This window comes from Janthinobacterium sp. SUN128, assembly GCF_030587275.1.
In the GTDB taxonomy this organism is placed as follows: domain Bacteria; phylum Pseudomonadota; class Gammaproteobacteria; order Burkholderiales; family Burkholderiaceae_D; genus Janthinobacterium; species Janthinobacterium lividum.
Genome location: NZ_JAPWHY010000006.1, coordinates 26573 through 53028 on the forward strand (window position 1 = coordinate 26573; position 26456 = coordinate 53028).

Here is a 26456-nt window from a genome sequence, read left to right on the forward strand (position 1 = left end):
GCGAGCGGTCCAATATCGTCTTGAGTAGCGCAAGCGTACAAAGGTACGCTGAGCAACGCAGAGGCGATAGTGGGGCGCGCAGTAGGTTTGTCGAGGGTCCACGCTATCTGCGTCCGGCCCGGGTGCTGACATCGACCCACACGGCGAGGGTGAGGATACTGCCTTTTACGATCATCTGCCAGTAGGTGTCCACGTCCAGCATGGACATGCCGTTATCCAGGCTGGCCATCACCAGCGCGCCGATCAGGGCGCCGTACACGGTGCCCGAGCCGCCGCGCATCGAGGTGCCGCCGATGAAGCAGGCGGCAATCGCATCGAGTTCGCTGAAGGTGCCGGCCGAGGGCGAACCGGCCGCCAGGCGGCCCGTGTTGATCAGGCCCGCCAGCGCGCACATCAGGCCCATGATGCCGAAGATCCACAGCTTGACGGCTTTCACGTTGATGCCGGACAGGCGCGTCGCTTCCATATTGCTGCCGACAGCGTAGATGCGCCGGCCAAACACGGTCTGGCTGGTGATGTAGCTGAACAGTCCCAGCAAGGCCAGCAGCAACAGCACGGGCAGCGGGATGCCTTCATAGCCGTTCAGGGTTTGCACGAAGGCATACAGCACGGCGCCGATGACGGCCAGGCGCAAGCCGTCGGCCCAGGGCGCCGTCTGCGGCAAGCCATGCTGTGAGCGGCTGGCACGCGCGCGCCACGTCAGGAAGGCGGCCAGCAGGAACAGGCCGATGCCCAGCACGATGCCGGGCACAGCGGGCAGGTAGCCCTGCCCCAGGTAGACCATCGGCTCGGAGACGGGCGCGATCGTGATGCCGCCCGTGATGCCCAGCAGGATGCCGCGGTACGCCAGCATGCCGCCCAGTCCCACGATGAAGGAGGGGATGCCCCGGTAGGCCGTCAGGTAGCCATTGAGCAAACCGATCACCAGGCCGCAGCCGAGTACGGCCGCCAGGTTCAGGGCCAGCGGCCAGTGCTGCGTCACGTCCAGCACGGCGGCGATGCCGCCGAGCAGCCCCAGCAGGGAGCCGATCGACAGGTCGATCTCGCCGGCGATAATCACCAGCACCATGCCGCAGGCGAGGATGCCGGTGACGGACATCTGGCGCAGCAGGTTCGACAGGTTGCGCGGCGTGAGGAAACTACCCTCCGTCTTCCACGAAAAGAAGGCCCAGATCAGCGCCACGGCGATCAGCAGGGCCAGCATCTTGTATTGGGTGAACAGCTGTTTGATACTGTGCGGTTTCATGCTGCGGGTTCCTTGTTTGCGGTGTTGGCGGCGGGTGCCGGACGCTGGTCCAGCGCCGCCGCCAGCACGGTTTCCTGGCTCAGGCCATCGTTGATAAAGTCGCCGCGCAGGCGGCCTTCGCCCATCACCAGCACGCGGTCGGACACGCCCAGCACTTCGGCCAGTTCCGACGAGACCATGATGATGGCCACGCCCCGGTCGGCCAGCGCCAGCATCAATTTATAGATTTCATATTTGGCGCCCACGTCCACGCCGCGCGTAGGTTCGTCGAGGATCAGCACGCGCGGGCGCGTCAGCAGCATCTTGGCCAGCACGGCCTTTTGCTGGTTGCCGCCCGACAGGCTCGTAATGGGCAGCGAAGGGCTGGCCGCCTTCAGCTCCAGCTGGGCGATCTCGCCGCGCACGGCCGTCAATTCCGCCTCGCCATCGATGCGCGTGGCGTGCGCGAATTCTTCCAGCACGGCCAGGGTGATGTTCTGCCCCACGTCGAGGTCGGGCACGATGCCGTGGTGCTTGCGGTCTTCCGGCACCATCGCCAAGCCCATGGCGATGGCCTTTTGCGGCGAGCGGGTATCGATCTTGCGGCCATCGAGCCACACTTCGGCCTGGCACGGCCCCTGATATGCGCCGAACAGGGCCGAGACGAGCTCCGTGCGCCCCGCCCCCACCAGGCCGGCGATGCCGAGGATCTCGCCCTTGCGCAGGGTGAATGACACATCGTCGACCCGCTTGCGCTGCGGGTTGTCGGCATCGATGCAGGTCACGTGGCGCGCCTCGAACAGCACCTCGCCAATGGCCGGCGGCTGCGCGCGCTGCGGATACAGCTGGCTCATTTCGCGGCCCACCATCTGCGCGATGATGCGTTCGACGTTCATCTGCGCCATCGGCGTGGTGGCGATGTGCTTGCCGTCGCGGATGACGACGATGGTGTCGCAGATGGCCGCCACTTCATCGAGCTTGTGCGAAATATAGATGCAGGTGACGCCCTTGGCCTTCAGTGCGCGCAGGATATCGAGCAGCACGGCGATTTCCGACGCCGTCAGCGACGACGACGGCTCGTCGAGGATCAGCAAACGCGCATTCTTGTTGAGCGCCTTGGCGATTTCCACCAGTTGCTGGTGGCCGCCGCCGTAATTCATCACGGGCTGCGCCACGTTCAGTTCGGGAATTTTCAGTTCGCGCAGCAGCTCGTCGGCGCGTTTGTACATGGCCGCGTAATGCATGCGCCCGCCGGGCAGGGTGAGCTCGCGGCCCATGAAGATATTCTCGGCCACGGACAGCTGCGGCACCAGCATCAGTTCCTGGTGGATGATGATGATGCCCGCGTCTTCCGTGTCGCGGATCGATTGCGCGCGCAGGGGCTGGCCATCCCACAGGATGTCGCCCTCCCAGGTGCCGTGCGGGTACACGCCGGACAGCACCTTCATCAGGGTCGACTTGCCGGCACCATTCTCGCCGCACAGGCCGATGCACTCGCCGGCCCGCACCTGCAGGTCGATGCCGTCAAGCGCGCGGACACCGCCAAACTGTTTGACGATGCCTTTCATTTCAAGCAGATAGTCGGACATTCTTGCTCTCGTTGCTGATACGGGGAAAAATGTCGGATTACGCTACGCTAATCCGACCTACCGGTAAAAACGGGTAGGTCGGGTTAGCGCAAGGCGCGTAACCCGACATGACACAGGCGATCAATTACCGAGTTGCGCCTTGGTATAGAACCCATCGTCGACGAGAATGTTCACATTCGCCTTGGTCAGCGGCGTAGGCTTCAGCAGCACCGTGCTGACCTTTTTCAGGCCGTTGTCATAGCTGGAGTTGTAGGCTGGCTTTTCATTGCGCGCCAGTTGCACGGCCAGTTTGGCCGCTTCCGATGCGATGGTTTTCAGGGGTTTGTAGACGGTCATCGATTGCGTGCCGGCGATGACGCGTTTCACCGCCGCCAGATCGGCGTCCTGGCCCGAGACCGGCACCTTGCCGGCCAGCTTTTGCGCGGCCAGGGCCTGGATGGCGCCGCCGGCCGTGCCGTCGTTCGAGGCGACGATGGCGTCGATCTTGTTGCCGTTGGCCGTCAGCGCGTTTTCCACGATGGACAGCGCTTCGGTGGCGCTCCAGTCCTTCACCCACTGCTGGCCGACAATCTTGATGTCACCCTTGTCGATGAACGGTTTGAGCACCTTCATCTGGCCTTCGCGCAGCATCTTGGCGTTGTTGTCGGTCGGCGAGCCGCCCAGCAGGTAGTAATTGCCCTTCGGCTGCAGCTTGGTCACGCCCTCGGCCTGCATTTCGCCCACTTTCTCGTTGTCGAACGAGATATACGCGTCGATATCGGCATTCAGGATCAGGCGGTCATACGACAGCACCTTGATGCCGGCCTTTTTCGCTTCCTTGACGGTGTTGTTGAGCACTGTCGCGTTGAACGGCACGATCACCAGCACGTCGACGCCGCGCGAGATCAGGTTTTCGATCTGCGAAATCTGGCGCTGCTCGCTGGCGTCGGCCGACTGCACGAAGACTTTGGCGCCCTGCTTTTCGGCGGCGGCGATAAAGAAATCACGGTCGCGCGTCCAGCGTTCCACGCGCAAATCGTCGATGGAAAAGCCGATCTTCGGGTTTTTCGCATCGGCCAGAGCGGCGCTGCTGCTCAATGCCAGCATGGCGGTCATGATGGCTGCACTGATGATCTTGTTCATTGTGTGTCTCCTTGTGGATTTTATTAACAACGTTTTTTCACTACGGGGTACTGCTGAAAAATTTTATGTCTGTGGTGGTGTCGGGTTACGCGCGGAGCGCTAACCCGACCTACCCCGACCTGCCTGCTAATGGTTGTGGCGCGGCAGGGTCTGGCCCACGGCGCGGTATTTCAGCGCCAGCTCCATGCAGGCGCCCGTTTCCAGCTGGCCCACGCTGGCGCGGTAGATTTCCTGCCACGGCGTGGCGCTGTCGTTGACAGGCGGCGGCAGCGCCGTGGCGCGGCGCGCCAGTTCGTCAGCATCGACCAGCATGTCGCACCGGCCCGCGCTCAAGTCCACGCGGATGATGTCGCCCGTGCGCAGCAGCGCCAGGCCGCCACCCACGGCGCTTTCCGGCGACGCGTTCAGGATCGACGGGCTGTCCGAAGTGCCCGACTGGCGCCCGTCGCCCAGGGTCGGCAGATTCAAAATACCGGCCTTGAGGAGCGCATCGGGCGGCTGCATGTTGACCACTTCGGCCGAACCGGGCCAGCCCACGGGACCTGCGCCGCGCATGACCAGCATGCAGCTGTCGTCGATATTGAGCGCCGGGTCATTGATGCGCGCGTGGTAATCGGCAGAACCGTCAAAGACGATGGCGCGCGCTTCGAACACGCCTTCGCTGCCGGGACGCGACAGGTAGCGCTCGCGGAAAGCGGGCGAGATCACGCTGGTCTTCATGATGGCAAAATCGAACAAGTTGCCCTGCAAGGCCATGAAACCGGCCTTTTCCTTCAATGGCGCGGCAAACGGGCGGATCATCTCGCGGTCCGCGCTTTCACGGCCCGCCAGGTTTAGCGCCATGCTCTGTCCCGTGACGGTGGGCCGCTCGGCATGCAGCAAGCCCGCCTGCTGCAGCTCCCACATCACGGCCGGCACGCCGCCGGCCCGGTGGAAGCGTTCGCCCAGATACTTCCCGGCCGGCTGCATGTTCAACAGCAGGGGCACATCGTAGCCGTGCGCCATCCAGTCGCTCGAGTGCAATGCCACGCCTGCATGGCGCGCCATGGCCATCAGGTGCGGCTGGGCGTTGGTGGAGCCGCCGATGGCCGCGTTGACGATGATCGCGTCCAAAAACGCCTCGCGCGTGAGGATGCTCGACGGGCGCACGTCGTCATGCGCCATGCCGACGATGCGGCGCCCCGTTTCATAGGCGATCTGGCCCCGCTCGCGGTACGGCGCGGGGATGGCCGAGCAGCCCGTCAGGGACATGCCCAGCGCCTCGGCCAGCGCATTCATGGTCGATGCCGTGCCCATGGTGTTGCAGTGGCCGGCCGACGGCGCCGAGGCGGCAGCGATCTGCAGGAATTTGTCGTTGTCGATCAAGCCGGCGGACAGCTGGCGGCGGCCTTTCCAGATGGCGGCGCCGGAACCCACCAATTCACCGTCCATCCAGCCGTCGAGCATGGGGCCGCCCGACAGCACGATGGCGGGAATGTCCACCGTGGCGGCGGCCATCAATTGCGCCGGCGTCGTCTTGTCGCAGCCCGTCGTCAGCACCACGGCGTCGATCGGGTAGCCATGCAGGATTTCCACCAGGCCCAGATATGCCAGGTTGCGGTCCAGCGCGGCGGTGGGACGGCGGCAGTTTTCAAAGATCGGATGCAGCGGGAATTCCATCGGGATGCCGCCCGCGTCGCGGATGCCGTCGCGCACACGCTGGGCCAGTTCCAGGTGGATGCGGTTGCACGGGCTGATATCGCTGCCGCTTTGCGCAATGCCGATGATGGGCCGGCCCGAACGCAGCTCCTCTGCCGTGATGCCGTAGTTCATGAAGCGCTCCAGGTACAGCGCCGTCATGTCGATATGGTCGGGATTGTCGAACCAGTCCTGCGAGCGGAAGCGCCGCGCCTGGGGTTGGGCCGGAATGTTCATGCGCCGTACCAGCCTGCGTCGACGTAGTATTCGCGTCCGGCGCACTTGGCCGCGTTGTCCGACGCGAGGAACAGCGCCAGCGCCGCCACGTCTTCCGGCTCCACGCGCAGTTGCAGGCATTGTCCCTGCAGGATCACGGCTTCCGCCTCCGGCGTATGCCACAGCCGCTCTTGGCGCGGCGTGCGCACGGCGCCGGGAATGATGCAATTGACGCGGATGCCGTCGACACCCAGGTCGCGCGCCAGGCCGCGCGTCAAGCCCTCGATACCGGCTTTCGCCGTCATGTAGATCGACAGCCTCGCTTGCGCCAGGTGCCAGGAAATCGAACCCAGGTTGAGGATCACGCCGCTGCCCTTGGCGCGCATGGCCGGCGCCACTGCCTGAGCGCAGAAATACTGGTGGCGCAGGTTGACCGCGATGCGCTCGTCCCAGTAGGCGGGCGTGACGTCCTGCAACTGGTGGCGGTCGTCATTGGCCGCGTTGTTGATGAGGATATCCGTGGCGCCCGCGCTGTGTTCAATCTCGGCGAAGGTGGCGGCCAGGGCGCCCAGGTCCGTCAGGTCGCAATAACGGAAAACGGGCGGCTGCGGCAGGTCGGCCAGCTTTTGCTGCAGCGCCAGCGACGCCTCGCGGGCGATATCGAGAAAGGTGACGTGGGCGCCCTGGCGCGCGAACGCTTCGACGATGGCCACGCCGATGCCGGTGCCGCCGCCCGTGATGACGACGCGCTGACCTGCCAGGCTGGGATAGATTGCATGTTGCATGGTGTCTCTCGTTATAGGAATTGGGAAATCAGATCAGGCCGCGCTGCGCCAGGCTCCGGTACAGCGCGCGCACGCCGAACGTCCAGGGGGCAATCGCATCGCAGCGCTGCACTTCGTTGACCAGCGCGCCCAGCGCGGCGCTGGCGATGGTGACGCGGTCACCCAGGTGGTGCGTAAAGCCGCCGCCCTGCGCGCCGCGGTCCTTCACGGGCGAGAACATGGTCCCCAGGAACAGCATGAAACCGTCCGGGTACTGGTGGTACTGGCCTGCCGTCTGGCGCACCAGGTCCAGCGGGTCGCGGCTGATCTCGCGCATGAAGCTGGCTCCTTCGAGCACAAAGCCGTCGTCCACGCCCTCGATCAGCAGCGACACTTCCGCCTGGCGTACGGTGTCGAGCGTGAAGTGTTCGTCGAACAGGCGGATGAAGGGGCCGATGGCGCAGGAACCGTTGTTGTCCTTGGCCTTGCCCAGCAAGAGGGCGCTGCGCCCTTCGATGTCGCGCAGGTTGACGTCGTTGCCCAAGGTCGCCCCCAGCACCTCGCCGCGGCTGTTGACGGCCAGAACGATCTCCGGCTCCGGGTTGTTCCAGGCGGACGATGGCAGCAAGCCCACCTGCGCGCCGCAGCCCACCGACGACATCGGCTGCGCCTTGGTAAACACTTCCGCATCGGGGCCGATGCCCACTTCCATGTATTGCGACCAGGCGCCGCGCTGCTGCAGCTGCTGTTTCAGGCGCTGCGCCGCGTCCGAGCCGGGCTTCAACGCCGACAAATCACCGCCCAGGGTCATTTGCAGTGCAGCGCGCAAGCTCGCCGCGCGCGCCGCGTCGCCGCCCGCCTGTTCCTCGATCACCCGTTCGAGCAGGCTGACGGCAAAGGTCACGCCGCAGGCCTTGACTGCCTGCAGGTCGCACGGCGCCAGCAGCAGCTCGCCTGCCGGTGCGGCCAGCGCCTGCTCCAGCAGCGCCTGCACGGAGCCAAGCGCGATTCCGGGTGCATGGCGGGCGATATCGAGCGCATCGCTGCGCTCGAACAGCTCGGCCACCGTCGCCACCGTCTGCGTGATGTCGACCACCTCGCCGCCACGCACGGCGACGACGCAGGGGCCGTCACGCCAGATGCGGCCGATGAGGAGGGCCTGCGCCAGGTCGGCGGGCAACAGGGAGGCGGGAGAAATCGGCTGCATGGCATGCTTTCAAAAGGTCGTGACGGGATGGCTGGTCTTCAAGTTCGGACCGATTCTGCGCGCCGCCCTGTGTCGCCGCAATTACGAAAATCACCAAATTGAATGATGATTATTGGTATTGCAGTGCACCAAAAAAAGCCGCCGACCGGCCCCCGTTTCCGCCCTGCCAGCAGGCGGGAAGGCGCGCAATGGCGCATTGCATCAATTGGCTTATCGATACCGTTTTGGATATCGCCAATGCGAAAAAAGTGATTGGTGAGGGATGGATGGACAAACTAGTATCAGCCGTGGCCTGCAATCGGCCATCCGCACGGAGCCCGCCCACTGGACGACGGCCCTGGCACATTCAACTATCGAAGACGGTGGAGACCTGAAATGAAAACAACAATGAAAATGCTGACCGCGAGCCTGGCGCTGGCCATCTCCGGCATGGCGGTAATGCCCGTGGCAAGCGCCGCCGACAAGGGCGCGATCGGCATCTCGATGCCAACCAAGTCGTCCATGCGCTGGATCGCCGATGGCGACAACATGGTCAAGGTATTCAAGGAGCGCGGCTATAAGACGGACTTGCAGTTTGCCGACGACGATATCCCGAACCAGCTGGCGCAGGTGGAAAACATGATCACCAAGGGCGCCAAGGTGCTGGTGATCGCCGCCATCGACGGCACCACCTTGTCGAACGTGCTGCAAAAGGCGGCCGACAAGGGCATCAAGGTCATCTCGTATGACCGTTTGATCCGCGGTACGAAAAATATCGATTACTACGCCACCTTCGACAACTTCCAGGTCGGTGTGCTGCAAGCGGGCTATATCGAATCGGCGCTGAAACTCAAGGAAGGCAAGGGTCCGTTCAACATTGAACTGTTCGGCGGCTCGGCCGACGACAACAACGCGCACTTCTTCTACAACGGCGCGCTGTCGGTGCTGAAACCGTACATCGACAGCGGCAAGCTGGTGGTGCGCTCGAAGCAGATGGGCATGGAAAAGGTCGCCACCCTGCGCTGGGATGGCGCCGTGGCGCAGGCGCGCATGGACAACCTGCTCAGCGCCTACTACGGCAATGCGCGCGTCGACGCGGTGCTGTCGCCGTATGACGGCTTGAGCATCGGCATCCTGTCGTCGCTCAAGGGCGTCGGCTATGGCACGCCGAAACAGCCCTTCCCCGTCGTGACGGGCCAGGATGCGGAAATCCCCTCGGTGAAATCCATCATCCGCGGCGAACAGGCATCGACCGTGTTCAAGGACACGCGCGAACTGGCCAAGGTGACGGCGAACATGGTCGACGCGATGATGAGCGGCAAGACGCCGACCGTCAACGATACCAAGACCTATAACAACGGCGTGAAAGTCGTGCCGTCCTATCTGCTCAAACCCGTCACCGTCGACAAGGCGAACTGGAAGCAGGTGCTCGTCACCGGCAGCGGCTACTACACGGAAGCGCAAGTGAAATAAGCATCCAAGGTACTGAAGGCCCGGCGCTGCCGGGCCTTTCGCTTCATGCACGATCAAGAACAAGACTGCCGCACGACCGATGCCGACCAGCGCGGCCGTGCCAGAGAGGTTATATGACGAACACTATCCTGGAAATGCGCGGGATACGCAAAACATTCCCGGGCGTCGTTGCGCTCGACAATGTCAACCTGCGGGTACGCAGCGGCGAGATCCACGCCATCGTCGGCGAAAACGGCGCCGGCAAATCCACACTGATGAAAGTGCTGAGCGGCGTCTACGGCCATGGCAGCTATACGGGCGACATCGATTACCTGGGCCAGACGCGGCACTTCCGCGGCATCAAGGACAGCGAAGAAATCGGCATCATCATCATCCACCAGGAACTGGCGCTGGTGCCCCAGTTGTCGATCGCCGAGAATATCTTCCTCGGCAACGAGCCGGCCCACATGGGCGTCATCGACTGGGAATACGCGCAAGCGAAGACGCGCGAACTGCTGCACAAAGTGGGCCTGAAAGAGTCCCCCGACACCCTGATCACCAACCTGGGCGTGGGCAAGCAGCAGCTGATCGAAATCGCCAAGGCGCTGTGCAAGGACGTCAAGCTGCTGATCCTTGACGAGCCGACGGCCAGCCTGAACGAAAGCGACAGCGCGGCCCTGCTCGACCTGCTGCTGGGCCTGAAAGCCCAGGGCATCGCCTCGATCCTGATCTCGCACAAGCTCAATGAAATTTCACGGGTCGCCGATGCCATCACGGTGCTGCGCGACGGGAACACGGTCGACAGTTTCGACTGCCGCATGGAGCCCGTCAGCGAAGACCGCATCATCGAAAAAATGGTCGGGCGCGAGATGGCCGACCGCTATCCGCCGCGCACGCCCACCATCGGCGAGACCATTTTCGAAGTGCGCGACTGGCGCGTGTTCCATCCCGAGCATGCCGACCGCCCCGTCATCAAGGGCATCAACATGCATGCCAAAAAGGGCGAGATCATCGGCATCGCCGGCTTGATGGGCTCCGGGCGCACGGAACTGGCGATGAGCATTTTCGGCCGCGCCTACGGCCAGCGCATCAGCGGCACGGTGCTCAAGAATGGCCAGGAAATCGACGTCAGCAGCATCGGCAAGGCGATCGCCCACGGCCTCGCGTATGTCACGGAAGACCGCAAGGGCCTGGGCCTGATCCTCGAGGAAGACATCCAGAAGAACACCAGCCTGGCCAACCTGGACGCGATTTCAAAGCACATGGTGATCGACGAGCAGCGTGAATTCGGCGTGGCCGAGGAATTCCGCCGCAAGCTCAAGACCCGTTGCTCGAGCGTGGCGCAGAAGGTGGTCAACCTGTCCGGCGGCAACCAGCAGAAAGTGGTGCTGGCGAAATGGCTGTTTTCGCGCCCCGACATCCTGATCCTCGATGAACCGAGCCGCGGCATCGACGTGGGCGCCAAGTACGAGATCTACAGCATCATCAGCGAGCTGGCCGCCGAAGGCAAATGCATCATCATGATTTCCTCGGAAATGCCTGAATTGCTGGGCATGTGCGACCGGATCTATGTCATGAACGAAGGCCGCTTCGCGGCAGAACTGAGCGCGGCAGAAGCATCGCAGGAACGCATCATGCGCGCGATCGTTACACACGGAGAAAACAATGGACAATAAATTGACAGCAGGCGCGCCAGCAACGCCAGCCGCGGCGCCGCAAGCGAAAAGCTATGCCGGCTTTTTGAAGAACAATATGCGCGACTACGGCATGCTGCTTTCCCTGATCGTCATCATGGGCTTTTTCCAGTACATGACCGACGGCACCCTGATGCAGCCGCTCAACCTGACGAACCTGGTGCTGCAAAACAGCTACATCGTCATCATGGCGCTGGGCATGCTGATGGTCATCGTGGCCGGCCATATCGATTTGTCCGTCGGCTCGGTGGTCGGCTTCGTCGGCGCGCTGGCGGCCGTCCTGATCGTCAACTACAACATGAATTTTGTCGCCGCCAGCATCATCTGCCTGCTGGCCGGCGCCGTCATCGGCGGCGCGCAAGGCTATTTTGTCGCCTTCTTTAAAATTCCGTCCTTCATCGTCACCCTGGCCGGCATGCTGGTGTTCAAGGGCCTGACCCTGGCCCTGCTGGCGGGCCAGTCGGTCGGTCCCTTCCCGGAAGGCTTCCAGATGCTCAGTTCGGGCTTCCTGCCCGACCCGTTCGGCGGCGAAAACCTGCGCGGCCTGTCATTGCTGCTGGGCGTGATCGCCGCCGCGGCGCTGATTATCACTTCGCTGCGCAGCCGCGCCAAGCAACTGAAGCACGGCATGGAAAACGAACCGCGCGCCTTCTTCCTGCTGAAAAACGCCATCTTCGCCGCCGTGATGGTGTATTTCAGCTACCTGCTGGCGTCGTACCGCGGCTTTCCCAACGTGCTGGCCGTGATGTCGCTGCTCATCGTCGCCTACACCTTCATTACCAACCGCACCGTGCTGGGCCGGCGCGTATATGCCGTGGGCGGCAACGAGAAGGCGGCGCGCCTGTCCGGCATCAAGACGGAACGGGTCAGCTTCTACACCTTCGTCAACATGGGCATGCTGGCCGCGCTGGCCGGCCTGATCTTCGCGGCGCGCCTGAACACGGCCACGCCAAAGGCCGGCACGGGTTTCGAGCTGGACGTGATCGCCGCCTGCTTCATCGGCGGCGCCTCGGCTTCGGGCGGCGTGGGCAAGGTGATGGGGGCCGTGATCGGCGCCTTCATCATGGGCGTGATGAACAACGGCATGTCCATCATGGGCATCGGCATCGATTACCAGCAAGTGATCAAGGGCCTGGTGCTGCTGGCGGCCGTCTTCATCGACGTGATCAACAAGAACAAGTAGACCGGTTCGAGCCTTAGGGGGCTCTGGCCGGCGCTTGCGCCGGCCTTTTTCATTGATATCCTCATGTGGAGGCCAGGCGCGCCGCCCTGTCACCCCACCACGCCGCTTCCTCGAACACGGAAAAGCCCGACAGATCCGCATGCGCAAACAGGATGGCGCCGTCGTGTTCGCGCAGCGCCTTCAGCCCCGCATTGCTGCGAAATCCCGGCAACGGTGCGGCCATGGCGTGGCCGCGCACGGTGATGTCGACCCGTTCGACGCAGCTGGCAAAATCGCGTCCATACGCCGTCTTCAAATCGACGCTGGCCAGCGCGAGCAATTGCTCGGGCGTGGCCACATCTAACCACTTGCGCGCTTCCTGCGGCGTGCGGTCGGACAGGGCAACATAGGCGCTGAAGACGGTTTTCTCGGGCGGACGCACGCGGATATCCTGGTGCGTGGAGACGACATAGCCGAGGCCCGGTTCCTGGTACACCACGTTGTCCCAGCATAGCGGCGCATGCGGCAGTTCGTCGGGAAAGCGTTTCAGTAAAAAATTCGCCACCAGCCACGGCGCATACGCGGGCGTATCGCGCTGCGCGTCAAAGCCATACTCGGCGATATTGTTCACCACGCGCGCGGCCACGAACAAAGGCATGGCGCAGATGGCCTTGCGCGCCTTGACCAGGTAAGTGCGCGGCTGGCCGTCGACCAGTTCCAGGCACAGCGCCTCCACGCCCTGCTCCGTCGTCCGCACGGAAACCACGGTGCCCGCATGACGTTTGACACCTGAGGCCTGCTCCATGGCCGTGGCGACCGGTTGCATGCCGCCCGGCCAGGTCAGCCACGCGCCATTGCCGGCATTGGCCGCCTGTCCCCAGCGGCTGCAGTAGTAATGCAGGCCCGCCCAGGCCGAGACCTGGTCGTAGCGCGTGCCGTAGTCGTCGCGGCAGCAGTAATTCAAATACCAGTGCAGGGTGGGCGAGGTATAGCCTTCGCGCTCCATCCACTGCTTCAAGGTGATGGTGTCGAGCGCCTGCCAGGCCGGGTCTTGCGACGACTCCACGGTAGGAAAAACGAAGACGCGCTTGCCATCGTTGCCATGCGCCTGGCGCAGGCGCCGCACGTCGGCAAAGAAGCGCTCGTGCTGCGCCAGTTCTTCGGCGGAAACGCCTTCGGTGGGAATGAAGCCAGCCTGCCAGTGACCGTTGAACAACAGGCGCTCTTCCGGCGCGTGCAGGATGTAGCGCTCGTCGTAAGTCGGCTTTTCCGCCTGCGGATCGCGCTGGATGATCCCCAAATCGAACAGGATCTCGCGCACATGGGTCGATTCGGGCGAAGGCAGCGGCAGGTAATGGCCGCCGGTCGGATAGGCCAGGTCGCCGAACTGCCCGCCGGCCGCGTTGCCATACGGCTGCGGCCCATCGATCATGAGGAAATCCTTGTGCCCCAGTTTATTCAAGCGCCAGGCCGCCGTCAGGCCGGCGATGCCGGAGCCGAGGATGGCGACATCCGTGGTGACGGTTGCCGAAGGCGCCGGCAGCGCCGTGCGCTCGCGCAGCAGCTTGCGCAAGTAATGCCCCTCGCTGCGGCCCGGATACAGCACCTTGGGCGTAATTTCCTGCCAGCGCAGATACGCGGCGATGCTGCCGATGCCAGCGGCTGCCGCTGCCGTGCCGCCGGCAGCCCACAGCATGAAGGAGCGGCGCTGCATCAGCGGATCACCCGGTTCCAGTCCTGCTCGAATTCATGCACGAGCGACTGGGTATTCAAGCGATTCGGCGCCATGGGCAGCGGCTGCATGTCGGGCGGGAAGATGAACATCTCGCGCGTGGTGTCCGCATTCAGGTAGCGCATCGGCAGACGATAGCTGGTGGGCGGTTTGTAGTCGAGCTGGGGCGAGGCCAGGATAAAACCCCATTCGCCGAACGAGGGCACGTAGGCGTGATAGGGCCAGGTGCGCATGCCCACTTCGCGCAGGGTCGAATTGATGGTCCAGTAAGCGTGCGGCGCAAAGAAGGGCGACGTCGATTGCACCACCATCAGGCCCTTGGCCGCCAGGTGCTTTTTCACCAGGTCGTAGAACGGCACCGAATACAGTTTACCGAGCGCGAAACTGGACGGGTCGGGGAAATCGACGATGGCCGCGTCGAACATGTCGCCGTTGTTGCGCAGCCAGACGGCGGCATCGGCATTGACGACGGTAACCCGCTTGTCCGAGAACGACTTGTTATTCAGCTTTGCCAGTTCCGGGCGCGTGGTAAACGCGGCCGTCATGGCAGGGTCGAGGTCGACGACGGTGACGTGTTCGATCTGTGGATAACGCAGGATTTCGCGCAGGGCCAGGCCATCGCCGCCGCCCAGCACCAGCACGCGGCGCGCCCACGGCAACGCTTCCAGCACGGGGTGCACCAGCGCTTCGTGGTAGCGGTACTCGTCGCGCGAGGAAAACTGCAGGTTGCCATTGATGTACAGCCGCGTATCGTCCTTCCAGCGCGTGATCACCAGGCGCTGGTAGGGCGTGGTGGTGGAATACACGATCTGGTCGCCGAACAGCCCGTGTTCGCCCCAGGCCACCATGCGGTCCGACATGGCAAAGCCGGCGATCAGCAACAGCATCACGGCACAGGCGCGCAGCAAACGTCCTGTGAGATTTTTCAGCTCGGCGCGGAACACATAAATGCTCCACAGGCCCACGCCCACATTCAGCATGCCGAACAGGAAGCCCGTGCGCACCAGACCCAGGTACGGCGACAGCACCAGCGGGAACAGCAGGGACACGGCCAGCGCGCCCAGGTAATCGAATGTCAGCACGCGGCTGACCAGTTCAGAAAATTCCGTCTGGCGCGTGTTCAGGGCGCGCATCACCAGCGGCACTTCCATGCCGACCAGTGCGCCGATCAGGAACACCATCACATACAATAAGGTGCGAAATGGCGCGGCCATCCACGAAAAGGTCATGAACAGGATGGCCGCCGACAGGCCACCGATCAAGCCCACGGCCAGTTCGATGTCGACGAAGCGCGAAAGCACATCGTCGTCCTTTACATACTTGGAAAAGTGAGCGCCCACACCCATCGCGAACAGGTAGCAGCCAATGATGGTGGAAAACTGCAGGATGGAGTCGCCGAGCAGGTAGCTGGACATGGCGCCGGCAATCAGCTCATACGCGAGGCCGCAGGAAGCGACCACGAAGACGGACAAAATCAGAATCTTTTTGTTCATTGGACTTTTTTTGTTCTAATATGCGTTGACGTTATCAAATACTCATTGTGAGGAATGCCGTGCCCGCCATCCTAAACTATCTGATCCATCTTTTACTGGCCGCCGGGCTGCTGATTGTATTTTTTATCATCTACACGCGCGTCACGCCGTATAACGAAGTGCTGCTGATCCGCCAGGGCAACCAGGCGGCGGCCCTGTCGCTGGGCGGCGCCATGCTGGGCTTTTCCGCCACCATCGCCTCGTCCCTGATGCACACAGCCGACTACCAGCAGTTCTTCGCCTGGGCCTTTGGCGCCATGGTGGTGCAATTGCTCGCCTATGTGGTCACCACGCGCCTGCTGCGCATGTCGAAAGACCAGATCGAATCGAACAACAGCGCCTTCGGCGGCCTGCTGGCCGCCATTTCCCTGTCGATCGGCGCCATCAACGCCGCCTGCATTTCCTGACGTTTTACCTCATTCAAGGACACCATCATGAGCCTCGGCAGCTTTATCAAGAAGCAGTTTATCGACGTACTGCAGTGGAACGAAGAAACGGAAGGCGTACTGGCCTGGCGTTTTCCCATGCAGGATTTCGAGATCCAGAACGGCGCCATCCTGAATGTGCGCGAATCGCAGGTGGCCGTCTTCGTCAATGAAGGCAAGATCGCCGATGTCTTCGGTCCCGGCACGCACAAGCTGACGACGCAGACCTTGCCGTTGCTGACCAACCTGAAAAACTGGGACAAGCTGTTCGATTCGCCCTTCAAGTCGGACGTGTATTACTTCAGCACGCGCGTGCAGACTGGCCGCAAATGGGGCACGCCGCAGCCGATCACCATCCGCGACAAGGATTTCGACATGATCCGCGTGCGCGCCTTCGGCATGTACTCGTACCGCATCGCCAACGCCCGCACCTTCTTCACCGAGATCAGCGGCACGCGCGAAGTCTATACGCGCGACGAGGTCGAAGATCAATTGCGCGGCATTCTGATGTCGAGCATGGCCAGCTCGCTGGGCGGCGCGAATGTCCCCTTCCTCGACATGGCGGCCAACCAGGCGCTGATGGCGCAAGAGGTCAAGGATGGCCTGGCGCAGGCCTTTGCACGCTATGGCGTGGGTCTCGATGAATTCAATGTGGCCAGCATCAGCCTGCCCGAGGAATTGCAGGCGGCGCTGGACGAGCGCATCTCGGCCGGCATGAAGGGCGGCCTGGGCGCCGACAAGATGAGCGGCTACACGAAATTCCAGGTGGCCAATGCGATCCCGCTGGCGGCGCAAAACGAAGGCGGCATGGCCGGCATCGGCGCGGGACTGGGCGCCGGGCTGTCGATCGGCCAGGTGATGGCGCAAAGCATGGGCGGAGCGCTACAGCAGCCGACGCCTGCCCCGGCCGCGCCGCCTGCGGCGCCACCGGCCCCTGCGGAAGAACCGATCGAGGCGCGCCTGGAAAAACTCAAGGGTCTACTCGACAAGGGGCTCATCTCGCCGGCCGACTACGACGGCGCCAAGGCTGAACTGCTGAAAAAACTGATCGGCTAAACGCGACTGCATGCAAACTGTTTCCTGTCCCAGCTGCGGCGCGGAAGTCCACTTCCGCTCGCACGCTTCCGTGCTCGCCGTGTGCGAGTACTGCCACAGCACCATCCTCAAGGACGCCGATTCCGTCAAGGACGTGGGCAAGATGTCGGCCGTCCTCGAGGATTACTCGCCGATCCAGGTCGGCACGGCCGGCGTGCACGATGGCGTGCACTTCACCGTCGTCGGCCGCATCCAGCAGCGCTACAGCGCCGGCACGTGGAACGAGTGGTATCTGCTGTTCGACGACGCCAGCACGGCGTGGCTGGGCGACTCGTCCGGCCTGTACACGCTGACGCGCGTACGCAGCACGCAAGACGCGCTGCCCGCCTTTGCCGAGCTGACGCCGGGCAGGCGCTACACGATCTGCGGCGAACCGTACACGGCGGCCGAGATCCGCAGCGCCGAATGCATCGCCGGCCAGGGAGAATTGCCGTTCAAGGTGGGCGCCGGCTGGCGCATCCAGGTGGCGGACTTCCGCAACTACGCCAGCTTTGTCACGCTCGACTACACGGATGGCCCGCAACCCGTCGTCTACCAGGGCGTTGCCGTCACCCTGGAGGGCTTGCAGTGCCAGCTGCTGCGCGACGACGACGCCATCGCCAGGAGCGCCGGCAAGTACCGCGGCAAGCTCGACGCGCTCGACTGCCCGTCCTGCGGCAGCGGCATCGGCTATGTACCCGGCGCGGCGGCGCAGCTGGTGTGTCCCGCCTGCCATGCGCAGCTCGACGCCAGCGGCCCGGAAGCGCAGGTGCTGGCCATCGGCAAGCAGGTGCACGACAACGCCGACATCACGCTGGAGCTGGGCGCCAGCGCGAAGATCAGCAATGTGGACTTCACGGTGATCGGCATGATGCGCCGCGCCGACGACGAAGGCAGCGAGTGGAATGAATACCTGCTGTACAACGCGCGCGCCGGCTTCTTCTGGCTGGTGGAGACGGACGATGGCTGGTCGCGCTCGAACGTGCTGCCGAACTGGCCCAACTGGGCGTCGCTGGACGCCGATACCTGCACGCTCGATGGCGCCACCTACCGCAAACTATATGACTACGGCTCGCAGGTCGTGTATGCGGCGGGCGCCTTCAACTGGAAGGTGGCCGTCGGCGACAGCACGCGCGTGTTTGAATTCGAGCAGGGGCAGACCAAGCTGGCGGCGGAGCTCACCGGCGAGGAAATGACCTGGTCGCGCTCCGTGCCCGTCGCCTATGACCAGATGGCCGCCTGGTTCGGCAGCGCCTTCCATGGCGGCGACAAAGTGCAGAATATCCAGCTGAGCCATCGCGGCATCGCCAAGGTCTTCATCATCATCGTGCTGGTCTTGAATGCGATTCCCATGTTTGTCTCGTTCTCCAGCACCTTGATGTGGAGTTTGCTGGGCTGCCTGGCGCTGTTCCTGCCTGCCGCTTTTCTCGACAAGAATGCAAAGAATCCCCCATGAGTAAATACGTGATCTATGCCCTGATGGTGACCTTCAGTGTCACGGCCGCCAACTGGGTGCGCATGTTCAAGGTGGCCGGCAGCAGCAGCGGCAGCAGCTGGAGTTCGCGCACGGGCAGCGGCGGCGGCAGCTATGGCGGCGGCTCCAGCGGCGGCAGCCACAAATAAGCATGGCTGCCACACCGCATCTGCCCCTGGGCACCCACTTGCTGGCCGATTTGTCGGGCATCGCGCCGGCACGCCTGCGCGACGGCGCCGCGCTCGAGCGCCTGCTGCGCGACGCTGCCATCACGGCTGGCGCGCAGGTGCTGCACAGCCATTTCCACAGCTTTGGCGCAGGCCAGGGCGTCACCGGCGTGGTGCTGCTGGCTGAATCGCACATCTCCATCCACACCTGGCCGGAATGCGGCTTTGCCGCCGTCGATATCTTCATGTGCGGCGCGGCCCGGCCGCAACTGGCGCTCGATGCCATCAAGGATGCCTTGCAGGCGGCGCACTGCCAGCTGCAATCCGTGCGCCGCGCGCCGCCTGGGCAAGCCTAGGCCCGCTGGTGGATCGCGTGGGGATCGCTTACACTGTCGGCTCATTCCCCCAACCGTGACTCCCATGCGCCGTTCCGCCCTCCTTGCCCTGCCCCTGCTGCTGCTGGTTTCCGCCTGCGATGACTACACGACGCCCAGCCTGTACCAGGCCACCACGCCCGAGTGCAAGACGTGGACGGAGGGTTCGCGCTTCGAGCTGCCGCGCGGTATCAGCGTGTATGCCACACCACCCGTCACGCTGAAGGAAGGCGGCACGGAACTGGCACTGATTTTTACTTTACCCGTCGGCACGCAAGCCAGTTTCACGCGCCTGTCCTTCCTGCTGGAAGAGCCGAAACAGCAGCCGTTCGCCGAGGCGAAAGTGCTGACCATCTACCAGCGCGGCATGAACCAGAAGGCGGAAATCGTCGACGTCATCGAAAAGCTGCCCATCATGTTTGCCGCCGTCGGCAACAGCAAGGAAACCCAGTGGCGGCTGCGCCTGCAACTGCCGCGCCAGCTGCCGCAGCGTTTCGACCTGTCCATGCCCGACATGCTCGTCGCCGGCAAACGCTACCCGGTGCGCACGTTTACCTACCGCTATTTCCCCGAACGCAGCGCTTACGGCATGTGCAGCTAATTCAACAATCGCGCCAACAATGTGTCGGATTACGCCCTGCGGACTAATCCGACCTACGGCATGTGCAGCTGAGCCACACCGTCGATTGACGGCGGCGCGCGCCGCTGGCACACTGGCGTTTTCCATCACACCTCAGGAGTAGACAACATGCGCCATTCGGATACTGCCGTGCTGTCGGCTGCCTGATCACTGTTTTCACTGTTTTCCCCGCTAACACCCTTAGCTCGCCCTTCCCCATACGCGTGATCGCGTAGCCGACTTCCCTCTTCTTTCGTGCCAGTCATGGCGACTGGCGGTGCCTGCACGCGCAGGCTTCACGTCCGCACGCGGACGACAGAATCTGGAATCACGCTACCATGATCACATTCGATTTTGCGCAACTACGCCTTATCGGGCTGCAGCAGGCCATCGCCAGCGCAGCCACCCAACTCGACATCTCTTCCCCCGCCGCGCAGCTGCTGCGCGTGAGCGCCGTGCACCGCGACAGCATCGGTGTGCACGACGGCATCCTGGAACACGGGGCGCAGGTCCTGCCACGCCTGCTGCACGAGCTGCAGGCGCAGGACACCATCCTTGCCGTTGGCGACTGGGTTGTCGCCGAACACGATGGTTACGGCATGCTGTGGATAACGGCGCACTTATCCCCGGTCACGCAGATCGGCCGGCGCGGCAATGACGGCCGGCGGCAAGTGCTCGCCAGCAATGTCGATACGGCCCTGCTGGTGATGGGACTGGACGAAGACTTCAACCCGCGCCGGCTGGAACGCTATCTGGCCATCGTGCTGGCGGCCCAGGTCAGCCCCGTGGTGGTGCTGAGCAAGGCCGACGTGGCCGATGACGTGCCGGGCAAGCTGGCGCAGCTCAAACAGCGCCTGCCGTCCCACGTGCCGCTGTTTGCCATCGATACGCGCCATGCGTATGACGTGGCCATCCTGGAACCCTGGCTGGACGCCGGCCAGACCCTGGTACTGCTCGGTTCATCGGGCGCGGGCAAGTCCAGCCTGACCAACACCCTGGCTGCGGCGCAGCAGGCAACCAACGGCGTGCGCCATGGCGACGGCCGTGGCCGGCACACGACGACGGCACGCTCGCTGCACCTGTGCGCCAGCGGCGCCTGCATCATCGACACGCCGGGCTTGCGCAGCTGGCGCGCGGACGCCGATGCGGAAACGCTGGCTGCCACGTTCGACGATATCGCGGCGCTGGCAGCGACATGCCAGTTCCGCGATTGCCAGCATGCCAGCGAGCCCGGTTGCGCTGTGCGCGGCGCCGTCGATGGGGACCGCCTGCGTAATTATCACAAGCTGCTGCGCGACGCGCGCCGCAGCGAGGAAACGCCGCTCGAACGCATTGCCGCGCGCGCCAAGTGGAAGACGATATTGAAGGCGGGACTGGAAAGGGGAAAGGACAAGCGCCGCTAATTTTTGCTGAAAAAAAAGGCAGCCCGCAGGCTGCCTTTCTTGTGCGGCGCAGATGGATTACATCTTGCGCAGCTTCTGGATCGCTGCCAGCTGCGCGATCGCGCTGGCCAGCTCGGCTTGCGCTTGCGCGTAGTCGATGCCCGAATCCTTGTTGTGGATATTTTCTTCCGCCAACTTCTTCGCTTCCAGCGCTTTCGCTTCGTCGAGGTCGTGACCGCGGATCGCGGTATCGGCCAGGACGGTCACGGTATCCGGTTGCACTTCCAGCAGGCCGCCGGCAACGAAGACGAACTCTTCTTCAGCCTGGCCGACTACCTTGATGCGGACCGCGCCCGGACGGATGCGGGTAATCAAAGGCGTGTGGCGTGGGTAGATACCCAGCTCGCCCTGTTCACCCGGCAACGCGACGAATTCTGCTTCGCCTGAAAAAATCAGTTCTTCAGCGGAAACCACGTCAACGTGAATTGTGTGTGCCATGTGTGTCCTATCGGGTTGAAGAACCCCGCCGTGTAAGCGGCGGGGTTAGGCCCAGACTTAACTTAGTTAAGTTTCTTGGCTTTTTCGATTGCTTCTTCGATCGTGCCGACCATGTAGAACGCTTGTTCCGGCAGGTGATCGAGTTCGCCCGAAGCGATCATTTTGAAGCCCTTGATCGTGTCTTTGAGCGAAACGTATTTACCAGGCGCGCCGGTAAAGACTTCAGCGACGTGGAAAGGCTGCGACAGGAAACGCTGCATCTTACGTGCGCGGGCGACCAGCAGTTTGTCTTCCGGTGCCAGCTCGTCCATACCCAGAATCGCGATAATGTCGCGCAATTCCTTGTAGCGTTGCAGGGTCGTTTGCACGGCACGCGCGGTGTCATAGTGCTCTTGACCAACGATCAACGGATCCAGCTGACGCGAGGTCGAATCCAGTGGGTCCACGGCTGGGTAGATACCCAGGGAAGCGATGTCACGCGACAGCGCAACGGTCGAATCCAAGTGAGCAAACGTGGTAGCAGGCGACGGATCGGTGTAATCATCGGCTGGAACGTAGACGGCCTGGATCGAGGTGATCGAACCGGTCTTGGTCGACGTGATACGCTCTTGCAGACGGCCCATTTCTTCCGCCAGGGTCGGTTGGTAACCCACAGCCGACGGCATACGGCCCAGCAGTGCCGATACTTCGGTACCAGCCAGCGTGAAGCGGTAGATGTTGTCGACGAAGAACAGAACGTCCTTGCCTTCATCACGGAACGATTCAGCGATCGTCAGGCCGGTCAGCGCGACGCGCAGACGGTTACCTGGCGGTTCATTCATCTGACCGTAGACCATCGCGACTTTGGAGTTCTCCGGGTTTTCCAGATCGACCACTTTCGCGTCAGCCATCTCGTGGTAGAAGTCGTTACCTTCACGGGTACGCTCACCTACGCCGGCGAACACGGACACGCCGCTGTGCGCTTTGGCGATGTTGTTAATCAGTTCCATCATGTTGACGGTCTTGCCTACGCCAGCGCCGCCGAACAGACCAACTTTACCGCCTTTTGCAAACGGGCAAACCAGGTCGATCACCTTGATGCCGGTTTCCAGCAGTTCTTGCGATGGCGACAGTTCGTCGTATGCAGGAGCGGTGCGGTGGATCGACGCGATCTGCTCGTGCGACACTGGGCCGCATTCGTCGATCGGGTTGCCCAGCACGTCCATGATGCGACCCAGGGTTGCTTTACCGACTGGCACCATGATAGGTTTGCCGGTGTTTTGAATCATCATGCCGCGACGCAAGCCATCGGACGAACCGAGTGCAATGGTACGGACAATGCCGTCGCCCAACTGCTGTTGTACTTCCAGGGTCAGTTCCGAGCCTGCCATCTTCAAGGCATCAAATACCTTAGGCATCGCGTTGCGGGGAAACTCAACGTCCACCACAGCGCCGATACACTGAACGATTTTGCCATCAGCCATGTTCGTTCCTTCAATATAGTTAAATTCGTTTAAACCGCAGCCGCACCGGCGACGATTTCGGAGAGTTCTTTGGTAATCGCAGCTTGGCGGGTCTTGTTGTAGATCAGCTTCAATTCGCCGATCACACTACCCGCGTTGTCGCTTGCAGCTTTCATCGCGACCATCCGTGCCGATTGCTCGGACGCCAGATTCTCCGCGACTGCCTGGTACACCAGCGCTTCTACATAGCGCTCCAGCAATTCGTCGATCACGCTTTGCGCGTCCGGCTCGTAGATGTAATCCCACGAGTGGGCACCCTTGTCGGCGACCATCTTGTCGGCCGTCAGGGGCAGCAATTGCTCCACGACTGGTTCCTGTTTCATCGTGTTGATGAATTTGGTGTAGCACAGGTACACTGCATCGATCTTGCCTGCCTGGAACTCTTCGAGCATGACCTTGACAGGTCCGATCAGTTTGTCCAGGTGGGGCGTATCGCCGGTTTGAATGGCGTGCGCAATGATCTTGACGCCGATGCGATTCAAAAAACCCAAACCCTTGTTACCGATGGCAACTGCTTCAACCCGGTTGCCAGCTGCTTCCAGCTCGCGCGACTTCGACGTCACCTGGCGCAGGATGTTGGTGTTCATGCCGCCGCACAGACCCTTGTCGGTCGTGACAACGATGAAACCCACTGCCTTCGCTTGCGTACCCTGGGCAGCTGCCAGGAACGGGTGCGTGTATTCCGGATTGGCGGTCGCCAGATTGGCGGCGATATTCCGAATCTTGTCACTGTAGGGACGAGCGGCCCGCATCCGGTCTTGCGCCTTGCGCATTTTGGACGCGGCGACCATTTCCATCGCCTTGGTGATCTTCTTCGTATTCTCTACGCTCTTGATCTTGCCTCGTATCTCTTTGCTTGATGCCATGAGTCCTTACTCCTTCTGCGCGTAGGGCGGCGCCTCACTCGAAGTGGGCGCCGCCTGGCCGCTTAATATGCGCCGGATTTCTTGAAATCAGCAATGGCCGCCGACAGAGTTGCTTCGCTGTCTTTGTCGAGTTGCTTGGTTTCTTCGATCTTGGCCAGCAGAGCAGCTTGCTTGGTCTTCATGTAAGCGTGGACACCAGCTTCGAACGACAGCACTTGCTTGACTGGCACGTCGTCCATGAAGCCTTTGTTCACCGAGAACAGCGATACGGCCATCAGCGAGATCGACAGTGGCGAGTATTGGGCTTGCTTGAGCAATTCCGTTACGCGCGCGCCGCGGTCCAGCTGCTTGCGGGTCGATTCATCCAGGTCCGAAGCGAACTGCGCAAACGCAGCCAGTTCACGGTACTGCGCCAAGTCGGTACGGATACCGCCGGACAGGTTTTTGATGACCTTGGTCTGGGCGGCGCCACCGACGCGCGATACGGAAATACCGGCGTTAATGGCAGGACGGATACCGGCGTTGAACAGCGAGGTTTCCAGGAAGATCTGACCGTCGGTAATCGAAATCACGTTGGTTGGAACGAATGCGGACACGTCGCCAGCTTGCGTTTCAATGATCGGCAGCGCCGTCAGGGAACCGGTCTTGCCTTTGACGGCGCCGTCGGTGAACTTCTCGACGTAGTCGGCGTTCACGCGTGCTGCGCGTTCCAGCAGGCGGCTGTGCAGGTAGAACACGTCGCCTGGGTACGCTTCGCGACCTGGTGGACGGCGCAGCAGCAGCGAGATTTGACGGTATGCAACAGCTTGTTTGGACAGATCATCGTAGACGATCAGTGCATCTTCACCGCGGTCACGGAAGTATTCGCCCATGGCGCAACCGGAGTACGGCGAGATGTATTGCATGGCGGCCGATTCCGAAGCGGAAGCGGCGACAACGATGGTGTATTCCATCGCGCCGTGCTGTTCCAGCGAGCGCACGATGTTCTTGATCGACGAGGCTTTTTGGCCAATCGCGACGTAGATACATTTCATGCCCTGGCCTTTTTGATTGATGATCGCATCAATCGCCACAGCCGACTTGCCGGTTTGACGGTCACCGATGATCAGTTCGCGCTGGCCGCGGCCAACTGGAACCATCGCATCGATCGACTTCAGGCCGGTTTGCATTGGTTGCGAAACGGACTCGCGGGCGATCACGCCCGGAGCGATTTTTTCAATCGCGGCCGTCAGTTTCGTCTCGATGGCGCCTTTGCCGTCGATTGGCTGACCCAGCGCGTTGACAACGCGGCCGAGCAGCTCAGGACCGACTGGCACTTCCAGAATGCGGCCGGTGCATTTCACCGTGTCGCCTTCGGAGATGTGCTCGTAGGCACCCAGAATCACGGAACCGACGGAGTCGCGTTCCAGATTCATTGCCAGGCCAAACGTATTGCCTGGGAATTCCAGCATCTCGCCTTGCATCACGTCCGACAAACCGTGGATGCGGCAGATACCGTCGGCGACGGAAATAACCGTGCCTTGATTACGCACTTCAGCGCCGCCGTCAAGACCTTGGATCCGGCTCTTGATCAACTCGCTGATTTCAGATGGGTTGAGTTGCATACTAACTCCTAAAAGTGTTTCTCTCAGCTTGCGCGAGGGGTAAGGGTCTGTCTTAGCTGGCCTGCCGAAGCGCGTGTCTTACGACACCAGTGCAGCGTGCAGTTGCTGCAGCTTGGCGCGCACCGAGGTATCGAGCACTTGGTCGCCAACGACCACGCGCACGCCGCCGAGCAGCGATGGATCCACTGTGACGGCAGGGTTGAGCTTACGACTGAATTTCTTTTCCAGCGTTGCGACCAGCTCGGCCGTTTGGCCTTCGCTCAGATCGAAAGCGCTCGTGATCTCGGCGTCAGCCGCACCTTCCAGACCGTTTTTCAACGTATGGAATTGCGCGCCGATTTCCGGCAGCAGGCTGATGCGGCCATTTTCGATCAACATCGTGACGAAGTTTTTCACTTCCTCATTGAGCGGCGATTTCAACAACGACAGGATGGTGGCGGCGACGTCGCTTTCCGAAACTTTCGGATTGCGCGCGTACGCCTGTACCTCGGGGTGGCTACCGATCTGTGCCAGTTCGGACACCAGCTCGGACCACGCCGCGAGGTTGCTTGACTCCTTACCAGCTTGGGCTACGCGGAACAAAGCTTCCGCGTAGGGACGGGCGACGGTTGCGAGTTCTGCCATGATTACAGCTCGACAGCAAGACGCTGCAACATTTCGGCGTGAGCCGTAGCGTTAACTTCACGCTTCAAGATCTGCTCGGCACCCTTGACAGCCAGGTCAGCCACCTGAGCGCGCAATTGTTCGCGTGCTTTCGACAGTTGCTGTTCGGCGTCCGACTGGGCTTGCGCAATGATACGCGCAGCTTCAGCTTGTGCATTTTGCTTGATCTCTTCAGCAACCAGCTGCGCGCGCTTTTCAGCGTCCGCAACGCGTTGCGACGCTTCTTCACGTGCACTGTTCAATGCCTCTTGCGCACGCTTTTCAGCGACAGCCATCGAAGCTTGACCTTGATCGGCCGCAGCCAATCCATCCGCGATTCGTTTGGCACGCTCATCCAGCGCATTGTTCAGCGCTGGAAATACGAACTTCATCGAGAACCAGACCAACACCGCGAAGGTGATCATCTGGCCGATGAGCGACATATTGATGTCCATACCTTTGCTCCTAACTAAAAGTT

Annotated in this window: 24 protein-coding genes; 10 read left to right on the top strand and 14 right to left on the bottom strand. The window is 62.2% G+C overall.

The genetic code is table 11. The features are described 5' to 3' along the window. Positions 1–103: 103 nt before the first annotated feature. The 6 genes from O3297_RS26250 to O3297_RS26275 all read right to left on the bottom strand — a co-directional run bounded on the left by O3297_RS26250 (position 104) and on the right by O3297_RS26275 (position 7800). Entirely contained in the window at positions 104–1246 is a 1143-nt protein-coding gene (locus O3297_RS26250; protein WP_151092017.1) for a sugar ABC transporter permease, read from the bottom strand. Then, complete coding sequence (gene xylG / locus O3297_RS26255) at positions 1243–2814, bottom strand: D-xylose ABC transporter ATP-binding protein (RefSeq protein WP_151092015.1); 1572 nt, start codon at positions 2812–2814, stop codon at positions 1243–1245. Before xylG ends, O3297_RS26250 begins: the two co-directional genes overlap by 4 nt. 120 nt (positions 2815–2934) lie before the next feature. Next, on the bottom strand, positions 2935–3909 hold the full coding sequence (gene xylF, locus O3297_RS26260; RefSeq protein ID WP_099389834.1) for a D-xylose ABC transporter substrate-binding protein: 975 nt from the start codon (positions 3907–3909) through the stop codon (positions 2935–2937). Between the two features lie 153 nt (positions 3910–4062). Continuing rightward, positions 4063–5850 (bottom strand): IlvD/Edd family dehydratase, encoded by a 1788-nt coding sequence (locus O3297_RS26265; RefSeq protein WP_305050862.1) that lies wholly within the window; start codon positions 5848–5850, stop codon positions 4063–4065. Continuing rightward, the gene (locus O3297_RS26270) at positions 5847–6614 is read right to left on the bottom strand and encodes an SDR family NAD(P)-dependent oxidoreductase (RefSeq protein ID WP_305050863.1); all 768 of its coding nucleotides are present in this window, start codon (positions 6612–6614) and stop codon (positions 5847–5849) included. Before O3297_RS26270 ends, O3297_RS26265 begins: the two co-directional genes overlap by 4 nt. 28 nt (positions 6615–6642) lie before the next feature. Then, a complete protein-coding gene (locus tag O3297_RS26275; RefSeq protein ID WP_305050864.1) occupies positions 6643–7800 on the bottom strand; it encodes a fumarylacetoacetate hydrolase family protein in 1158 nt (385 codons plus the stop codon). 429 nt (positions 7801–8229) lie between these two features. On the opposite strand from O3297_RS26275, the gene chvE reads away from it, so the two are divergent. The 3 genes from chvE (at position 8230) to mmsB (ending at position 12108) form a co-directional block, all read left to right on the top strand. After that, positions 8230–9252 (top strand): multiple monosaccharide ABC transporter substrate-binding protein, encoded by a 1023-nt coding sequence (gene chvE / locus O3297_RS26280; RefSeq protein ID WP_223278970.1) that lies wholly within the window; start codon positions 8230–8232, stop codon positions 9250–9252. 113 nt (positions 9253–9365) lie between these two features. After that, a complete protein-coding gene (mmsA, locus tag O3297_RS26285) occupies positions 9366–10907 on the top strand; it encodes a multiple monosaccharide ABC transporter ATP-binding protein (protein WP_305050866.1) in 1542 nt (513 codons plus the stop codon). Beyond that, positions 10897–12108: a multiple monosaccharide ABC transporter permease gene (gene mmsB / locus O3297_RS26290; RefSeq protein WP_034783824.1), complete on the top strand. Its 1212-nt coding sequence runs from the start codon at positions 10897–10899 to the stop codon at positions 12106–12108. The genes mmsA and mmsB overlap by 11 nt, the downstream gene beginning before the upstream one ends. 61 nt (positions 12109–12169) lie before the next feature. On the opposite strand, the gene O3297_RS26295 is transcribed toward mmsB, so the two are convergent. Next, positions 12170–13801: an NAD(P)/FAD-dependent oxidoreductase gene (locus O3297_RS26295; RefSeq protein ID WP_305050867.1), complete on the bottom strand. Its 1632-nt coding sequence runs from the start codon at positions 13799–13801 to the stop codon at positions 12170–12172. Continuing rightward, positions 13801–15312, bottom strand: coding sequence for a polyamine aminopropyltransferase (locus tag O3297_RS26300; protein WP_070258319.1), 1512 nt, complete (start codon positions 15310–15312; stop codon positions 13801–13803). The genes O3297_RS26295 and O3297_RS26300 overlap by 1 nt, the downstream gene beginning before the upstream one ends. Before the next feature lie 59 nt (positions 15313–15371). On the opposite strand from O3297_RS26300, the gene O3297_RS26305 reads away from it, so the two are divergent. The 7 genes from O3297_RS26305 (at position 15372) to rsgA (ending at position 20887) form a co-directional block, all read left to right on the top strand. Next, positions 15372–15758, top strand: coding sequence for a DUF350 domain-containing protein (locus O3297_RS26305; RefSeq protein WP_034783828.1), 387 nt, complete (start codon positions 15372–15374; stop codon positions 15756–15758). 27 nt (positions 15759–15785) lie between these two features. Then, the gene (locus O3297_RS26310) at positions 15786–16832 is read left to right on the top strand and encodes an SPFH domain-containing protein (protein ID WP_305050869.1); all 1047 of its coding nucleotides are present in this window, start codon (positions 15786–15788) and stop codon (positions 16830–16832) included. 10 nt (positions 16833–16842) lie between these two features. Beyond that, a complete protein-coding gene (locus O3297_RS26315; RefSeq protein WP_305050870.1) occupies positions 16843–18306 on the top strand; it encodes a DUF4178 domain-containing protein in 1464 nt (487 codons plus the stop codon). Then, complete coding sequence (locus tag O3297_RS26320; RefSeq protein ID WP_157814714.1) at positions 18303–18473, top strand: hypothetical protein; 171 nt, start codon at positions 18303–18305, stop codon at positions 18471–18473. Before O3297_RS26315 ends, O3297_RS26320 begins: the two co-directional genes overlap by 4 nt. A gap of 2 nt (positions 18474–18475) precedes the next feature. Continuing rightward, the gene (gene speD, locus O3297_RS26325; RefSeq protein ID WP_099389714.1) at positions 18476–18847 is read left to right on the top strand and encodes an adenosylmethionine decarboxylase; all 372 of its coding nucleotides are present in this window, start codon (positions 18476–18478) and stop codon (positions 18845–18847) included. Between the two features lie 64 nt (positions 18848–18911). After that, entirely contained in the window at positions 18912–19466 is a 555-nt protein-coding gene (locus O3297_RS26330; RefSeq protein WP_305050871.1) for a hypothetical protein, read from the top strand. Between the two features lie 356 nt (positions 19467–19822). Beyond that, on the top strand, positions 19823–20887 hold the full coding sequence (gene rsgA / locus O3297_RS26335) for a ribosome small subunit-dependent GTPase A (RefSeq protein ID WP_305050872.1): 1065 nt from the start codon (positions 19823–19825) through the stop codon (positions 20885–20887). Between the two features lie 57 nt (positions 20888–20944). Here the strand turns inward: rsgA and O3297_RS26340 are convergent, their stop codons facing one another. The 6 genes from O3297_RS26340 to O3297_RS26365 all read right to left on the bottom strand — a co-directional run bounded on the left by O3297_RS26340 (position 20945) and on the right by O3297_RS26365 (position 26433). Then, positions 20945–21364 carry a F0F1 ATP synthase subunit epsilon gene (locus O3297_RS26340; protein WP_034752707.1) on the bottom strand — a complete coding sequence of 140 codons (420 nt, stop codon included), beginning with the start codon at positions 21362–21364 and terminating at the stop codon, positions 20945–20947. A 62-nt stretch (positions 21365–21426) separates the two neighbouring features. Further along, positions 21427–22827 carry a F0F1 ATP synthase subunit beta gene (gene atpD / locus O3297_RS26345; RefSeq protein ID WP_034752705.1) on the bottom strand — a complete coding sequence of 467 codons (1401 nt, stop codon included), beginning with the start codon at positions 22825–22827 and terminating at the stop codon, positions 21427–21429. Between the two features lie 29 nt (positions 22828–22856). Continuing rightward, a complete protein-coding gene (gene atpG / locus O3297_RS26350; RefSeq protein ID WP_034783836.1) occupies positions 22857–23732 on the bottom strand; it encodes a F0F1 ATP synthase subunit gamma in 876 nt (291 codons plus the stop codon). Between the two features lie 62 nt (positions 23733–23794). Continuing rightward, the gene (gene atpA, locus O3297_RS26355) at positions 23795–25336 is read right to left on the bottom strand and encodes a F0F1 ATP synthase subunit alpha (protein ID WP_034752701.1); all 1542 of its coding nucleotides are present in this window, start codon (positions 25334–25336) and stop codon (positions 23795–23797) included. Positions 25337–25414: 78 nt separating this feature from the next. Beyond that, positions 25415–25960 carry a F0F1 ATP synthase subunit delta gene (locus O3297_RS26360; RefSeq protein WP_034783838.1) on the bottom strand — a complete coding sequence of 182 codons (546 nt, stop codon included), beginning with the start codon at positions 25958–25960 and terminating at the stop codon, positions 25415–25417. A 2-nt stretch (positions 25961–25962) separates the two neighbouring features. Next, the gene (locus tag O3297_RS26365) at positions 25963–26433 is read right to left on the bottom strand and encodes a F0F1 ATP synthase subunit B (protein ID WP_034752697.1); all 471 of its coding nucleotides are present in this window, start codon (positions 26431–26433) and stop codon (positions 25963–25965) included. Between the last annotated feature and the right edge of the window lie 23 nt (positions 26434–26456).

Excerpts from the sequence above, each read along its gene's own strand:
- O3297_RS26275 (WP_305050864.1), bottom strand. The coding sequence starts at position 7,800 with ATGCAGCCGATTTCTCCCGCCTCCCTGTTGCCCGCCGACCTGGCGCAG.
- O3297_RS26300 (WP_070258319.1), bottom strand. The coding sequence starts at position 15,312 with ATGAACAAAAAGATTCTGATTTTGTCCGTCTTCGTGGTCGCTTCCTGC.
- O3297_RS26295 (WP_305050867.1), bottom strand. The coding sequence starts at position 13,801 with ATGCAGCGCCGCTCCTTCATGCTGTGGGCTGCCGGCGGCACGGCAGCG.
- chvE (WP_223278970.1), top strand. The coding sequence starts at position 8,230 with ATGGCGGTAATGCCCGTGGCAAGCGCCGCCGACAAGGGCGCGATCGGC.
- mmsB (WP_034783824.1), top strand. The coding sequence starts at position 10,897 with ATGGACAATAAATTGACAGCAGGCGCGCCAGCAACGCCAGCCGCGGCG.
- rsgA (WP_305050872.1), top strand. The coding sequence starts at position 19,823 with ATGATCACATTCGATTTTGCGCAACTACGCCTTATCGGGCTGCAGCAG.
- O3297_RS26365 (WP_034752697.1), bottom strand. The coding sequence starts at position 26,433 with ATGGACATCAATATGTCGCTCATCGGCCAGATGATCACCTTCGCGGTG.
- O3297_RS26270 (WP_305050863.1), bottom strand. The coding sequence starts at position 6,614 with ATGCAACATGCAATCTATCCCAGCCTGGCAGGTCAGCGCGTCGTCATC.
- O3297_RS26310 (WP_305050869.1), top strand. The coding sequence starts at position 15,786 with ATGAGCCTCGGCAGCTTTATCAAGAAGCAGTTTATCGACGTACTGCAG.
- O3297_RS26360 (WP_034783838.1), bottom strand. The coding sequence starts at position 25,960 with ATGGCAGAACTCGCAACCGTCGCCCGTCCCTACGCGGAAGCTTTGTTC.
- atpG (WP_034783836.1), bottom strand. The coding sequence starts at position 23,732 with ATGGCATCAAGCAAAGAGATACGAGGCAAGATCAAGAGCGTAGAGAAT.
- O3297_RS26320 (WP_157814714.1), top strand. The coding sequence starts at position 18,303 with ATGAGTAAATACGTGATCTATGCCCTGATGGTGACCTTCAGTGTCACG.
- O3297_RS26265 (WP_305050862.1), bottom strand. The coding sequence starts at position 5,850 with ATGAACATTCCGGCCCAACCCCAGGCGCGGCGCTTCCGCTCGCAGGAC.
- xylF (WP_099389834.1), bottom strand. The coding sequence starts at position 3,909 with ATGACCGCCATGCTGGCATTGAGCAGCAGCGCCGCTCTGGCCGATGCG.
- speD (WP_099389714.1), top strand. The coding sequence starts at position 18,476 with ATGGCTGCCACACCGCATCTGCCCCTGGGCACCCACTTGCTGGCCGAT.
- O3297_RS26330 (WP_305050871.1), top strand. The coding sequence starts at position 18,912 with ATGCGCCGTTCCGCCCTCCTTGCCCTGCCCCTGCTGCTGCTGGTTTCC.
- atpA (WP_034752701.1), bottom strand. The coding sequence starts at position 25,336 with ATGCAACTCAACCCATCTGAAATCAGCGAGTTGATCAAGAGCCGGATC.
- xylG (WP_151092015.1), bottom strand. The coding sequence starts at position 2,814 with ATGTCCGACTATCTGCTTGAAATGAAAGGCATCGTCAAACAGTTTGGC.
- O3297_RS26315 (WP_305050870.1), top strand. The coding sequence starts at position 16,843 with ATGCAAACTGTTTCCTGTCCCAGCTGCGGCGCGGAAGTCCACTTCCGC.
- O3297_RS26250 (WP_151092017.1), bottom strand. The coding sequence starts at position 1,246 with ATGAAACCGCACAGTATCAAACAGCTGTTCACCCAATACAAGATGCTG.
- O3297_RS26340 (WP_034752707.1), bottom strand. The coding sequence starts at position 21,364 with ATGGCACACACAATTCACGTTGACGTGGTTTCCGCTGAAGAACTGATT.
- atpD (WP_034752705.1), bottom strand. The coding sequence starts at position 22,827 with ATGGCTGATGGCAAAATCGTTCAGTGTATCGGCGCTGTGGTGGACGTT.
- mmsA (WP_305050866.1), top strand. The coding sequence starts at position 9,366 with ATGACGAACACTATCCTGGAAATGCGCGGGATACGCAAAACATTCCCG.